This is a genomic window from Nocardia sp. NBC_00403 (assembly GCF_036046055.1).
GTDB lineage: Bacteria > Actinomycetota > Actinomycetes > Mycobacteriales > Mycobacteriaceae > Nocardia.
In genome coordinates this window covers 2126919-2139352 of record NZ_CP107939.1, presented here as the reverse complement: position 1 = coordinate 2139352, position 12434 = coordinate 2126919, and the positions used below count along the sequence as shown (strand labels likewise).

Below are 12434 nucleotides of genomic sequence, written 5' to 3'. Positions count from 1 at the left end.
TTCGATGACAGTGGTCAGCGACCGGTTTCGGCCGCGCGGCGGTATCCGCGAATCGCGGGATAGGCGAAGACCACGATCAGGCCGATGCTCCAGGCGAGGCTCTTCATGAGGGGTTCGGCCACCGGCCCGCCATACGACAGGCCGCGCATAGCATCGACGGCACAGCTCATGGGTTGATTCTCGACCGTGCTCTGCAGCCAGACCGGGTAGGCGAAGACCGGGACGAAGCCCGAGTTGAAGAACATCAGCAGGGTATTCACGGTGCCGATGAGGCCGATGAGCAGGACGCCTTCGGTGATTGTCGCCAGCGTGGTGATCAGTACAGCGAAGCCGATTCCGAACAGCACCGGAATTCCGATCAATGCGATGCCGGCCAGCGGCCCCTGCCCGAAGCGGAAGCCGATGACCACACCGACTGCGACGACGAACAGGGTGGTGAGGAAGACGCGAACGGCCTCGGCAAGTATCCGCCCGGTCAGGCCCGCGGCCCGGTGCACCGGCATCGTCCAGAAACGGCCGAGCAGACCGGTGGCCTTTTCGGTCTTGAATCCGATTGCGCTGACCACGGCGCCGGTCATCGCCGCGATGAGTGTCATCATCGCGACCTGGCCGTAGATGCTCGGGATACCGGTGGCCGTGGTGATCGGTTTACCGAGCACAATTCGGAACATCAGCAGCGAGAGCGCCGGATAGATCAGGGTCTGGATGGTGGTCGACGGGTCACGCGCCCAGGTCAGCAGCAATCGCTTGCACTGGATCAGACTGTGCACCGCCCAGGTGCTCAGCGCGCGTTCGGATCTGGCAGTCACCACGGGAAGCGGGGAATTGCTTGCCGACTCGATATCGTCGATGACCGGATGGGTCATGGTTGCCTCTGCTGAACTCATGCCCGCCTCACGCTTGCCCAGACCGCCAACGGGACGAACGCGATCGCGAGCCCGCTCAGCCACACCAATGGAACCCACAGCACCTGCCACGTCACCCCGCCGTGGGCCATGTCGGCCAACGCGAAGGAGAACTGCGAGATCGGCTGATTGCGCACGAACGGCTGGATCCATTCGGGGAAGCTCTTTTCCGGAACGAACCCGCAGGAGAGCATGCCGAAGATCAGGGTGGGCAGTGTCAGTGCCTGGCTCAGCGATTCCGGGTTCTTGCTGAAGCTGCCGAGCGTGTCGGCGCCGATCGCGAGCACGGTCCCGATCGCAAACGAGAACACGCAGAAGAGCACGGCCTGACCGAGTCCTGCGACGAAACGGAAGCCGATCATGTGACCGAAGACCAGCGCCGCGGTCAACGAGGTGACCGAACGGACCATGCCGGCGCTGATCCGCGCCGTCAACGGAACAAACTTGCCGATCGGCATGGTCTGCAGTCGAGTGGTGAACCCGGTCATCGACTCGAGTGCGGCCAGCTGCGCGTTCGACATCATGGTGAAGGCCATGGTCTGCAACACGATGATCGGCATCACGAACTGTGCGTAATCGATGCCCTGGAACACCTTCATCACATAGCGCAGCGGCAGATAGAAACCGACGGTGAACACCAGCGGGGTGACGATGGCGACGGCCAGCTCGCCTTTCATCACCATCGTCCTGACGATGCGGCCGGTCAGGGCACGCCACTGCGCGAAAGACGACAGCCTGCCGGTGGGTAGCTCGGCGAACAGCGCCGACGCCTCGATGTCGACATCTCGTTCCGCGGTGGAAGCCGTCACGCCGTGCCACCCGAATGACCGGTGATGGACAGGAAGACATCATCGAGGGAGGGCCGCCGTAGTGCGATATCGGCCAGGTCGATACCCGCGGCGTCGAGCCTGCGCAGCGCTTCGGTGAGCGTGGCGGCGCCTTCGGGGGCCGGTATGGAGATCCGGTCGCCGCCATTGATTTCGGCGAGCACCGCGGCGGGTACCAGATCACCGAGCGCGGCCGCGGCGTTGTTCAGTTTCTTCGGATCCAGCGGAACGACCTCGCAATAGCTGCCGCCGGTCTTGGCCTTGAGCTCGTCGGCCGTGCCCTCGGCGATCACCAGGCCCTTGTCGATGACGATGATGTTGTCGCTGAGCACATCGGCTTCTTCGAGGTACTGCGTGGTCAGCAGCACCGTGATGCCCTGGTTCTGCAACGCGGTCACCAGATCCCAGACACCCTGGCGACTACGTGGGTCGAGGCCGGTGGTGGGCTCGTCGAGGAACACGACCTCGGGCCGCACCACCAGACCGCAGGCGATGTCGACGCGGCGGCGCATGCCACCGGAGTAGCCGTGCACCGGCCTGCGGCCCGCACCGACGAGGTCGAATTCCTCCAGCAGTACATCGGCACGCTTGCGGGCGGCGGATTTGCCCAGCCCCATCAGGCGGCCGAACAGTTCCAGGTTCTCGCGGCCGGACAGGTGTTCGTCGAGCGCGGCGTACTGACCGGTCATCATGATCGATCGGCGCACCGCGGCCGGGTCCTTACGGATGTCGTGCCCGGCGATGGTCGCGGTACCCGAGTCCGGGCGCAGCAGCGTGGACAGGATCTTCACCGCGGTGGTCTTGCCCGCGCCGTTCGGACCGAGAATGCCGAGCACGCTCCCCCGCTCGGCGCGGAAGCTGACACCTTGCAGCGCGTGCACGTCACCGAACGATTTCCGGACATCGTCCACGACGACCGCATACTCGGTATCCCGGACCTCGCTGGTGACAGACACGGCATCGTCGGGGTGTGAATCTGCTTTGTTCAAGCTCGGCATCAACTCTCCACTATCGGCCGGGGGCGGCCAGGTCGTCGGCACGCACGCACAAGTACGTCCGGGTTGGTGATCCGTAGCGCCTGGCGCGATGTTACCGGCACGTCGATCCGCGATCGGTCGCCGGCGCGATACCCACAGGACCGCGCATCCAACTGTGTGCTTGCTCACATTAACGGTGGACGATCGGCTCGGCGCTGGGTTGATGCAGGTCTCGGCCGTCCGGGACAGCACAGGGGTGGCGACAGCGCCTTGTCGGGCCGCCGCGGCGACCATAGTCTGCTACTCGGGGGACACACGCACTCATTCGTCGGCGGCGGCGCTGCTTCTCCCCGAAGCGTCTGTGCCGGATCGACTCTGCGGGAGGTGACCATGGCCGAGACCGCGCAGCGATCGGGCCGATCGAACGTGCTGACGTCCTTCGACCCGCGCACCGGCGAAGTCGTCGGGAATTACGCCGTCATGGGCACCGGCGAGTTGAACCGCACGGTGCGTGCGGCCCGATCGGCCGAAAAGTGGTGGGCCGAACTGGGATTCAGCGGACGCAAACGCTGGCTGCTCGACTGGAAACGCAGCATTGCCAGGCGGGCAGGCGAATTGGTGGAAATCCTGTGCGAGGAGACCGGAAAACCGGAGGCGGACGCGGCAATCGAGGTGATGCTCGCCGTCGAGAACCTGGACTGGGCGGCACGTAATGCCGCCCGCGTACTGGACCGGCGCCGCCTGGGGTCCACCTGGCTGACCCGCAATCAGCGGGCCTCCGTTGGCTATCTGCCGCTCGGCGTTGTCGGGGTGCTCGGGCCGTGGAACAACCCGGTGTTCACCCCGATGGGTTCGATCGCCTATGCGATGGCAGCGGGCAATACGGTGGTGTTCAAACCGAACGAGCTCACCACCGGCGTCGGCGTGTGGCTGGCCGAGAGCTGGAGCCGACTCGCCCCGAATCAACCTGTGCTGCAGGTGGTTACCGGCGACCACGGAACCGACGCCGCCCTGTGTCGGACCAAGGTGGACAAGATCGCGTACGCGGGCTCCGACGCGGGTGCGCGTGAGGTGATCTCGCTGTGCGGGCAGACGATGACGCCGGTCGTCGTCGAGCGCAACGGCAAGGGCGCCATGATCGTCCATGTCGACGCGAAGCTCGACGACGCCGCGGAGGCCGCGGTGTTCGGCGCCATGGCCAATGCGGGCCAGAATGCCAACGGCATCCAGCGCGCCTACGTTGCGAGCTCGGTCTACGAACATTTCCTCGAACTGGTGGCCGATCAGGCACGGCGGCTGCGACCCGGCGCGGATAAGCGGGCGTCCTACGGCCCGATGATTCTGGAGTCGCAGGTCGATGTGGTGCGCAAACAGGTCCGCGACGCGCTGGCCCGCGGCGGCAGGGCGGTGGTCGGCGGGCTGGAGTCGATCCGCGAGCCCTACATCGAGCCCATCGTGCTCGCCGACGTGCCGGAGGAGAGCGTCGCGATCACCGGCGAGGGCATCGGGCCGGTGCTGATCGTCAACAAAGTGGCGAATGTGGACGAGGCAGTGCAACGCATCAACGCAGTCGGCAACGGTGTCGCGGTCTCGGTATTCACTCGCGACGTGCACGGCGCCGAAGCGTTCGCCGAGCAGCTCAGAGTCGGCGTTGTGACTGTCAATTCCTCGACCGCCTACGCCGGGATTCCGGCGCTGCCGATCGGCGGGGTCGGGGAATACGGCCAGGGCCACCACCACGGCGACCAGGGTCTGCGCGAGTTCAGCCGGACGCTGGCCATCGCGCGCAAGCGCTACCAGGCGCCGGTTAATCTTTCGACCTTCGACCGCCATCGCCGCGATCTCCGCGTGGCCAAGGCCATCTTCCGGGTCCGTCACCGGCGCATGGGCTGACTCAGCTCGCGCTGAGGAGCACCGCTTCCATCAGCGCACAGACGCGGGCCAGTTGTTCGGGGCGCGAGTCGAACTTGGTCAGCCTGCCGACATCGATCACTTGGCCGATCGCGGCGTGCACCCGGAAGCGCGCCTCGACGGGGTCTCCGTCCAGCAGGTTGGCCCATTCCAGGACGTTCTGACGCTGAATAGCGCGCAGTTTGTGCTGCTCGGCCTGCGGCAGATTGCTGAACTCGGCGTAGTAGACCGGCATGATCTCGGGCATCGAGAAGGTGAGCCTGGCGTAGCCGAAGGCGATGCGCCGGACCGCGTCCGGACGGCTTGTCGCCTCGGCCAGCGCCTCGGTGATCGCAATGGCGACCCGGTCTCCGGTGCGGTGGAAAGCCGCGGCGAGCAGGTCGGACTTGCTGGTGAAGTACCGGTACACACTGGAGGCGTTGATGCCGACAGCCGCGCCGATCTCCTCGATACTGGCTTCGTGATAGCCCTGCCTGCCGAAGATCCGGATCGCCTCGGTGAGCAACTGTTCGCGTTTCGAAGTGACTGGAAGGCCACGGGTGGCGGGGCCGGGATTGCGCTGCTGCGGTGCGGGCGGCAGTTCGGCACGCAGAATCGACCAGCACATGTCGTGCAGCAACGGCAGCAGCCGGGTGGTGGACAACGCGGTGCGGTGCGCGGAGACGCTGGCGATCGCGCTGAGCACCGCGGCAGCGAGCATCGCCACATCCTCGGGTGGTGCGGTCGGCCGCAGTAGCGCGATCGGCGCCGCCACCGTCGCGTTGAGATCGTCGTAGATCTTCCGGATCCGAATCCGGTCGGCCTGCTCGAGGTAGCGCCGCTCCCAGCGGTACAGCCCCGCCTCGCGCCGAATGTCGATGGTGTGTTCGCTCATCGCCCTGATCAGGGCGTCCAGCCGCCGGGCAGGCTCCTGTTGCGGATCGTCCGCGGCCTCGGCGACCTTCAGCAGATGCCGGGCGCCCTCCTCCGCGGCCGCGACGAGCAGCGCGTACTTATTGCGGAAGTGTCGATACAGCGCGGGCCCGGAGATCCCGACCTCGGCCGCGATCTCGTCGACGCCGACCGGGTAGTACCCGCGTTCGCTGAACGCGCGCGCGGCCGCCCTGATGATCTGCACCTTGCGATCCTTCGGACGCCGCCGCACCGACTGGCCGGCATCAGGCCGCACGGAAGCGAGATGTACCTCGCTGCGATCCGCGACCATGTACCTCTCCGTTCTCCGACGGCGCCGCTGGTTGACAGCGCCGGACAAATCAACCTAAGTTAACCACAATTCGCAAAGTTAACCAGTATTCATGGCTATCCGAAGCGATTGCTTGCAGATGGCTCGCAAGAACCGGTCCACCGAATTCCAGACCAGGAGCACCACATGAGCAACGCCGATTCCGCAACTACTCCTGCAGGTTTCTCGGCCGTCCACGACGGCAAGGTGCTCCGAGTGACCATCACCAAGCCCAAGCGAAAGAACGCCATCGACTACGACACGATGGTCGCGCTCGGGGATACCTTCCTTGCCGCCGCCGAGGACGCCTCGGTCCGGGTAATCGTACTGACCGGTGCGGGCGCCGACTTCTGCACCGGCGCCGATCTGGCGGCGACCGCGTCGGAGGCGCAGCGTGGCATCACCTCCGACCAGGTGATGGATGCGGCCAACCGACTCGTGAAAGCCATTGTGGATGCACCTATTCCGGTTATCGCGCGAGTCAAGGGCGCGGCAGCGGGCGTCGGTGTCGGCATCGCACTTGCCGCCGACCTCGTCTACGCCAGCGAGGAGTCCTACCTGCTGCTCGCCTTCATCAATATCGGCCTGATGCCCGACGGCGGCGCCGCCGCGCTGGTCGCCGCGGCCGCGGGACGCCCGCTCGCGGCCGAGATGGCGCTGCTCGGCGAGCGGCTGCCCGCACCACAGGCCAAAGCAGCCGGCCTGTTCACCGCGGTGCTCGCTGCCGACGAACTGGACGCGACAGTGGAGGCTGCCGCGGCGAAGATCGCTGCGGGCCCGAGGCGCGCCCTCGAGCTCACCAAGAAGGCGCTCAACGCGGCGACCCTGACCCGACTCGACGCGTCGCTCGCGGCCGAGAAGGCCGGCCAGACCGAGCTCCTGCAGTCCCCCGACTTCTTCGAAGGTGCGACCGCGATGCTCACCAAGCGCAAGCCGGTCTTCGGTATCTAATTTGCAGCGCCTGCGGCGCTGCGTGTTCGCGGCCCCCTTGGTCTCGCTTCCGAGCCGTCGAGACTCGCGACTTCGTCGCATGCGCTTCGACGGCTCGGAAGCGAGACGGGCCGCGAACTCTAGTGCTCGGTCTCGCTTCGCTCGGAAGACATCATCGTGCCGAGTGGGGGCGTCGGTAGCTGAGCTTTGGTTTAGGCGATTAGGCGGCTGCAGAGGTGGGATACGCCCCGAACTCTGGTGCTCGGTCTCGCTTCGCTCGGAAGGTGTCATCGTGCCGAGTGGGGGTTGAGCTTGCGACTTTGGTGGTTGCGCTTCGGCTGTTGTGAGGGTGGGGAACGGCTGCTAGGTCTGGGGCTGGGTCTCGCTGCCCTCGAAATGCGTCATCGCGCCGAATGAGCACGTCTGTGGGATCTTGCGACCTTGGTGGACGCACTTCGGCGGCTGCGGAGGTGGGCCTGGCCGCGAACTCTAAGTGCTGGGTCTCACTGCGCTCGAAAAGCGTCATCGTGCCGAGTAGGCGCGTCTGTGGGGATCTTGCGAGTTTGGTGGACGCGCCTCGGGCGCTGCCGGTACGAGACGGGCCGTACGCTCTGGGGCTGGGTCTCGCTGCGCTAAGACGGTGTCATCGTGCCGAATGCGGCGTCGGTAGCTGAGCGTGCGATTTATTTGGATGCCGTGTGACCGTCCCGGCGGTGAACCGAACAAGCGGGGCGACTATGTTCATCGGCTATGACTTACCTGGTTACCGGAGCAACTGGGTTCATCGGTCGGTTCCTCATCCCCGCGCTGCTCGAACGCGAGGGTGATATCCATGTGCTTGTCCGGCCCGGCGCCGACTCGGCCGCGCGGTATGCCTGCTGCGCCCGCCAGTGGGACGGCGGCGACCGGGTGCGGCCGGTCCGCGGCGACCTCGGCGCCGACGGACTCGGCATCGATCCGACGTGGCTCGCCGAGCACCGCGGATCGATCGATCAGGTCTTCCATCTGGCATCCAGCTACGACCTGACCGCGCGCGGCGGCGGCACCAGGCACGTGGTCGATGTCGCGGAGGACCTGAAAGCCGGTCTGCTGCATCATGTCTCGACAGTGGAGGTGGCAGGCTCGTGCGCGGGCCTTTTCACCGAGGACATGTTCGACGAGGGTCAGGTGCTGACAACGCCGATGCAGCGGGCCAAGTTCGAGGCCGAGCGGATCGTGCGCGAGTCCGCGCTGAACTGGCGTATCTATCGGCCGCCGATCGTGGTCGGCCACTCCCGCACCGGCGAGATCGACCGGATCGACGGGCCCTACTACTTCTTCCGGCTACTGCGGATGGCGGCGCAGCTGCCGAGAATCCTGCCGGTGCTGGTGCCGAAGCTCGGCGAAACCAATATGGTGCCGGTCGACTTCGTCGCCCGCGCCCTGGATCACCTTGCCCACCAGCCGGGTTCGACGCCGATGACCTACCACCTCGTCGATCCGCGCAGGCAGAGTGCGGTCGAGGCGCTGAACCTGTTCGCCGACGAGGCCGGGGCGCCGCACCTGGTGGAGGTGATGCCCAAACGCACCCTGAACATGATGCTGCGGGTGCCGGGCACCAGATGGCTGCTCCCCCGCGTCGGCGTCCCACTGGATGTGTTGGAGCACAGCGAATTCACCTGCTGGTTCGACTGCCGCCACACCACCGCCGCGCTCAGCGGCACCGATATCAAGGTGCCGCCGCTGGCCGCCTATGCCCCGCTGATCTGGAAATACTGGATCGAGAACTGGGCCTGAGCGGCTCAGTTGCCGGTGACCGTCAGGTAGATCAGCGCCACATTGAGCAGGCTGATGACGATCGCGACCAGCCAGGCGAGCGCTGTCGTCACGCGATGGTTGACGTCGGCGCCCATCAGGACGCGGTCGCTGGTGAAGCGGACGAGCGGGATCAGCGCGAACGGAATACCGAAGGACAGCACGACCTGCGAGATGATCAGGGCGCGAGTGGGGTCGATGCCTATAGCGAGGATGGTGATCGCGGGGATCAGGGTCACCAGGCGACGCATGAGCAGTGGAATCTTGCGGCGCAGTAGGCCTTCCATGATCATCGCGCCGGCATAGGCACCGACCGACGTGGAGGCCAGGCCCGAGGCCAGCAGGCCGATCGCCAGCAGCAGCGCGGCGACGGGACCGAGGACCTCGCCGACCGCGGCGTGGGCACCCTCGAGGGTGTCGACATTCTCGCGGCCGCGCAGGGTGTTCGCGGCCATCAGCAGCATCGCCAGATTGACCGTCCCCGCCAGCACCATGGCGAGTCCGACATCGTATTTGGTGACCCGCAGCAGCCGGACCCGCAGCGGGCCGGGCTCTGGGTGGCCGTGCCGGTCCCTGGCCAGCCCGGAGTGCAGGTACACCGCGTGCGGCATCACGGTCGCACCGATCATGGCCGCCGCGAGCAGCACACTCTCGGCGCCCTGGAATTGTGGCAGCAGGCCACCGATCGTGCCGGACGCCGAGGGCGGCGAGATCACCACGCTGGCGAGGAAGCCGATGGCGATGATGGCGAGCAAGCCGGTGATGACCCGCTCGAACGGCCGCTGTCCGCGCCGGTCCTGCACCACCAGCAGTCCCATCGAGACCACACCGGTGATCACGCCACCGACCACGAGCGGCAGCCCGAACAGCAGCTTCAGCGCGATCGCGCCGCCGACCACTTCGGCGAGATCGGTCGCCATCGCGACGGTCTCCGCCTGACCCCAATACGCGAGCCGGACCGGGCGACTCGCCTTGTCCCGCACCGCCTCCGGCAGCGACATGCCGGTGACCAACCCCAGCTTCGCGGATAGGAACTGCACCAGCCCGGCCATCACGTTGGCCATCACGATGACCCACACGAGCAGGTATCCGAACTGCGCGCCCGCGCTGATATTCGACGCCACATTTCCTGGATCGACATAAGCGATGGCAGCTACGAATGCCGGACCGAGCAAGACACTGACGGATCTCGCCCGCTGCGACGCGGTGCGCGCCGACTCGGCCAGGGTTGTACTCACAGAAGAGAATTTTACGGGTTACCAAACTTTTTGGTTAGTCTGGTCCGCCCATCCGATGTCGTCGGCGGCTACCGGTCGGGTCGGCCCGTGCCCGATGAGTTACCAGTGTGCTCTCTAAACGTATAGCCGCTGGTCATGGCGCCGACAGGACCGTGCGTTCTGTGGCCAATTGCTATCCACTCGTCAAGAATTCGACTGACATGTGCGTAGGGCGATGCTGAATGACGCGGTGCGTTGGTCTGGCGCGTGTGGACGAGTTGCTGGATTCGCTCGCAGAGCAACGGGGTGATCTGCGTGAAGGCGCTGCCCATGCCCGCGCCATCAGCCGCCGCATCGCACCCGGCGTCGTATCACAGGCGTGTTCCGACAACGTCCAGCAGTTCTTGTCCGGCGGCTCCGGCGCCAGTCGCCGCCTGTTCCCAGGGGAGATATATTTTTTAGTATGGTTTTCCGGTTTTTTCTGTACATCAGTCGGCACAGTATGTAGCGTCTGGTTTGCTGAAATTTTCACACGACAGGCAGGCTAGAAGCACGGTGACCGGTATCGACGGCTGTCTGCAACGTGTCATGGACATTCCCGGTGCGCGCAGCGTGACGTTGGTGGACGGAGCGAGTGGTCTGGCGATCGCCGCGGCAGGTCGGCACGATCTGGTGGACGAGCATGAGGCCGCCGCCACCACCACCGACGTGGTCCGCGCGGTGCTCGGCTGCACAGCGTTGGCGACCGACCGCGACGGTGACGACGTCACCGAGATCATCGTCTGCGGAACCCGCGCGTATCACCTGTTGAATCTGGTGAACGGCGACTTCGACGGCCGGCTTTTCATGCACGTCGTGCTCGACGACGACACCGGGAATCTTGCGATGGCGCGGTTCCAGCTCCGGGGAATTCTGCGCGAATTGACCGAGGACGGTCATGAGCGTTGAGCTCGCGGTCGAACTGCAACGGCTCGAAAAGGAAAGGCGTACCGGCATGTTGCGCGCGGGCGACGGCGCGTTTCATCTGGCCGAGGGCACGATCGCATCCGTCGACTGCCGCCGTACGACTGGGCTGGACCGGCTTGTCGTGGAGGCCGGTGTGGCAACCACGGAGGACTGGCGGCGGGCCGCAGACGGGGATCCCGGCCATGTGCTGGGACGGCCACGGCTGGAAACTCTGGTGTTGCTGTCGGTGTTCGATGCCGCCTACTTTCTGCTGGCCTCGCCCGCCGTCCCTGAATTCCAGCCCGCGCCGCCCCACTGGCTCGCCCCGGTCTGCCAGATCACGCCGCGCGCGCTCGTTCACGAGTGCGCGCGGCGTGGCGATCCGGAGTCTGGGCCGTGGCCTGCGACGTTGGTCGACCGCGCCCCCGTCGTGCCTGTCCGCCGCGTGCGGCGACAGCGCGTGGTGCTCACCGGTGGCCAGGCTGAGGTGCTGTCCGCCGCTGACACCCGGCGCAGCGTCACCGGGATCGCACGCGACCTCGGCCGCACCACTTATGGCTGCCTGAAAGCGGTGCGGGACCTGACCGTGGCGGGGCTGATCGAGCCGGCCGTCGCGGCACCCGCTCCGGTCGAGACAGCCGAGCCGGTGGCGGCCGCTCGCGAAGTCGCCGAGTCCGAGCCGCTACCCCGACGCCGGACGCGGCGGGCCGAGCCGGCTGCCGAACCGGCATGGGAGCCAGTTGACAAGGCCCTGCTCTTCCGTCTGCGGGCAGCTTTGGAGGAGCTCGCGTGACCGCGCGGAGGAAACTGCTCGGTCACGCACTGATGGGAAGGTTGACCAAGGTGGCGATGTCCGGACCCGAACCGAACGCGGTGGTACTGGCGGAGCTGAAGACACTGCACGATCGCATCCCGCAGCTGATCGGCACGCTGGTGGCGTCCAGTGACGGGCTGCTCATCGCCCACGATTTGCCCTCGCACATCGAGCCCTCCGGGATGGCCGCGCTGGCCGCTTCGCAGCTGGCGCTGTCGCACCGGCTGGCCGCCACCGCGCACGATGGCGGGTTCTATGACGTCGTGGTGCGCGGCACCGGCGGGTACGTGGTGGTCTACGCGGCGAGCTGGGCCTCGCTGACCGTGCTCGCGGGCCCTGAGGTGAACGTCGGCCGGCTCCATCTGGAGTCGCGCCCGGTGGCGCGCAGGATCGCCGACCAGCTGACGGCCCCTGGAAAAGACTAGGCAACGAACACCGATCGAAAGGTACAGATATGTCCGATATGGATCTGGCGCTGAAAGAGATGATGGTGATCGACGGCGCGATCGGAGCCGCCGTCGTCGACTACGACAGCGGCATGGCGCTCGGGATGCTCGGCAGCTCCAAGGACCTGGACCTTCAGGTCGCCGCCGCGGGCAACACCGAGGTGGTGCGCGCCAAGCTGCGCACCATGGAGCAGCTGGGGCTCAACGAGGCCATCGAGGACATCCTCATCACGTTGTCGGGCCAATACCACATCATCCGACCGATGACCGGCCGTAAGTCCCAAGGCCTGTTCCTCTACCTCGCCCTGGACCGGGGCCGGGCGAACCTCGCGCTGGCCCGGCACCGCCTCAGGGGCATCGAGGGGGACCTGGAGGTGTGATCCGCTCGCTCGCGGAGCGCTGACTGTCGGGCGACTCGCCGCCCGGCGTGTCCCGACGGTCAGCAG

At 66.3% G+C, this 12434-nt stretch carries 13 protein-coding genes; 8 read left to right on the top strand and 5 right to left on the bottom strand.

What is annotated here, in order from left to right:
* Positions 1–14: 14 nt before the first annotated feature.
* Genes OHQ90_RS09330 through OHQ90_RS09320 form a run of 3 tightly spaced genes read right to left on the bottom strand, consistent with a single transcriptional unit; the run spans position 15 to position 2730 of the window.
* Complete coding sequence (locus tag OHQ90_RS09330; protein WP_328409140.1) at positions 15–887, bottom strand: ABC transporter permease; 873 nt, start codon at positions 885–887, stop codon at positions 15–17.
* Entirely contained in the window at positions 884–1681 is a 798-nt protein-coding gene (locus tag OHQ90_RS09325) for an ABC transporter permease (RefSeq protein WP_328412736.1), read from the bottom strand. Before OHQ90_RS09325 ends, OHQ90_RS09330 begins: the two co-directional genes overlap by 4 nt.
* Before the next feature lie 29 nt (positions 1682–1710).
* Complete coding sequence (locus OHQ90_RS09320) at positions 1711–2730, bottom strand: ATP-binding cassette domain-containing protein (RefSeq protein ID WP_328409138.1); 1020 nt, start codon at positions 2728–2730, stop codon at positions 1711–1713.
* Positions 2731–3099: 369 nt separating this feature from the next.
* Here OHQ90_RS09320 and OHQ90_RS09315 point away from each other — a divergent pair, with 369 nt between their 5' ends.
* On the top strand, positions 3100–4602 hold the full coding sequence (locus OHQ90_RS09315; protein WP_328412735.1) for an aldehyde dehydrogenase family protein: 1503 nt from the start codon (positions 3100–3102) through the stop codon (positions 4600–4602).
* Position 4603: 1 nt separating this feature from the next.
* On the opposite strand, the gene OHQ90_RS09310 is transcribed toward OHQ90_RS09315, so the two are convergent.
* Entirely contained in the window at positions 4604–5824 is a 1221-nt protein-coding gene (locus OHQ90_RS09310) for a TetR/AcrR family transcriptional regulator (protein ID WP_328409136.1), read from the bottom strand.
* A gap of 165 nt (positions 5825–5989) precedes the next feature.
* Here OHQ90_RS09310 and OHQ90_RS09305 point away from each other — a divergent pair, with 165 nt between their 5' ends.
* Together OHQ90_RS09305 and OHQ90_RS09300 are read left to right on the top strand one after the other, a co-directional pair.
* Complete coding sequence (locus OHQ90_RS09305) at positions 5990–6793, top strand: enoyl-CoA hydratase-related protein (RefSeq protein ID WP_328409134.1); 804 nt, start codon at positions 5990–5992, stop codon at positions 6791–6793.
* 729 nt (positions 6794–7522) lie between these two features.
* Complete coding sequence (locus tag OHQ90_RS09300; protein WP_328409132.1) at positions 7523–8548, top strand: SDR family oxidoreductase; 1026 nt, start codon at positions 7523–7525, stop codon at positions 8546–8548.
* 5 nt (positions 8549–8553) lie between these two features.
* Here OHQ90_RS09300 and OHQ90_RS09295 read toward each other — a convergent pair whose 3' ends face one another.
* Positions 8554–9792: an Nramp family divalent metal transporter gene (locus OHQ90_RS09295; protein ID WP_328412733.1), complete on the bottom strand. Its 1239-nt coding sequence runs from the start codon at positions 9790–9792 to the stop codon at positions 8554–8556.
* Positions 9793–10052: 260 nt separating this feature from the next.
* Between OHQ90_RS09295 and OHQ90_RS09290 the strand changes: the two genes are divergently transcribed.
* The 5 genes from OHQ90_RS09290 to OHQ90_RS09270 are packed head-to-tail and all read left to right on the top strand — an operon-like array spanning position 10053 to position 12368.
* Positions 10053–10331, top strand: a complete 279-nt coding sequence (locus tag OHQ90_RS09290; protein WP_328409130.1) for a hypothetical protein — start codon at positions 10053–10055, stop codon at positions 10329–10331.
* Between the two features lie 7 nt (positions 10332–10338).
* Positions 10339–10731, top strand: a complete 393-nt coding sequence (locus OHQ90_RS09285) for a hypothetical protein (protein WP_328409129.1) — start codon at positions 10339–10341, stop codon at positions 10729–10731.
* Positions 10721–11521: a hypothetical protein gene (locus OHQ90_RS09280; protein WP_328409127.1), complete on the top strand. Its 801-nt coding sequence runs from the start codon at positions 10721–10723 to the stop codon at positions 11519–11521. Before OHQ90_RS09285 ends, OHQ90_RS09280 begins: the two co-directional genes overlap by 11 nt.
* On the top strand, positions 11518–11967 hold the full coding sequence (locus OHQ90_RS09275; RefSeq protein ID WP_328409125.1) for a roadblock/LC7 domain-containing protein: 450 nt from the start codon (positions 11518–11520) through the stop codon (positions 11965–11967). Before OHQ90_RS09280 ends, OHQ90_RS09275 begins: the two co-directional genes overlap by 4 nt.
* 29 nt (positions 11968–11996) lie before the next feature.
* Positions 11997–12368 (top strand): hypothetical protein, encoded by a 372-nt coding sequence (locus tag OHQ90_RS09270; RefSeq protein WP_328409123.1) that lies wholly within the window; start codon positions 11997–11999, stop codon positions 12366–12368.
* Positions 12369–12434: the final 66 nt, after the last annotated feature.

What these genes read in the sequence shown, in the direction of transcription:
- OHQ90_RS09330 (WP_328409140.1), bottom strand. Translation starts at nt 887, where the DNA reads ATGAGTTCAGCAGAGGCAACCATGACCCATCCGGTCATCGACGATATC.
- OHQ90_RS09320 (WP_328409138.1), bottom strand. Translation starts at nt 2,730, where the DNA reads ATGCCGAGCTTGAACAAAGCAGATTCACACCCCGACGATGCCGTGTCT.
- OHQ90_RS09315 (WP_328412735.1), top strand. Translation starts at nt 3,100, where the DNA reads ATGGCCGAGACCGCGCAGCGATCGGGCCGATCGAACGTGCTGACGTCC.
- OHQ90_RS09310 (WP_328409136.1), bottom strand. Translation starts at nt 5,824, where the DNA reads ATGGTCGCGGATCGCAGCGAGGTACATCTCGCTTCCGTGCGGCCTGAT.
- OHQ90_RS09305 (WP_328409134.1), top strand. Translation starts at nt 5,990, where the DNA reads ATGAGCAACGCCGATTCCGCAACTACTCCTGCAGGTTTCTCGGCCGTC.
- OHQ90_RS09300 (WP_328409132.1), top strand. Translation starts at nt 7,523, where the DNA reads ATGACTTACCTGGTTACCGGAGCAACTGGGTTCATCGGTCGGTTCCTC.
- OHQ90_RS09280 (WP_328409127.1), top strand. Translation starts at nt 10,721, where the DNA reads ATGAGCGTTGAGCTCGCGGTCGAACTGCAACGGCTCGAAAAGGAAAGG.
- OHQ90_RS09270 (WP_328409123.1), top strand. Translation starts at nt 11,997, where the DNA reads ATGTCCGATATGGATCTGGCGCTGAAAGAGATGATGGTGATCGACGGC.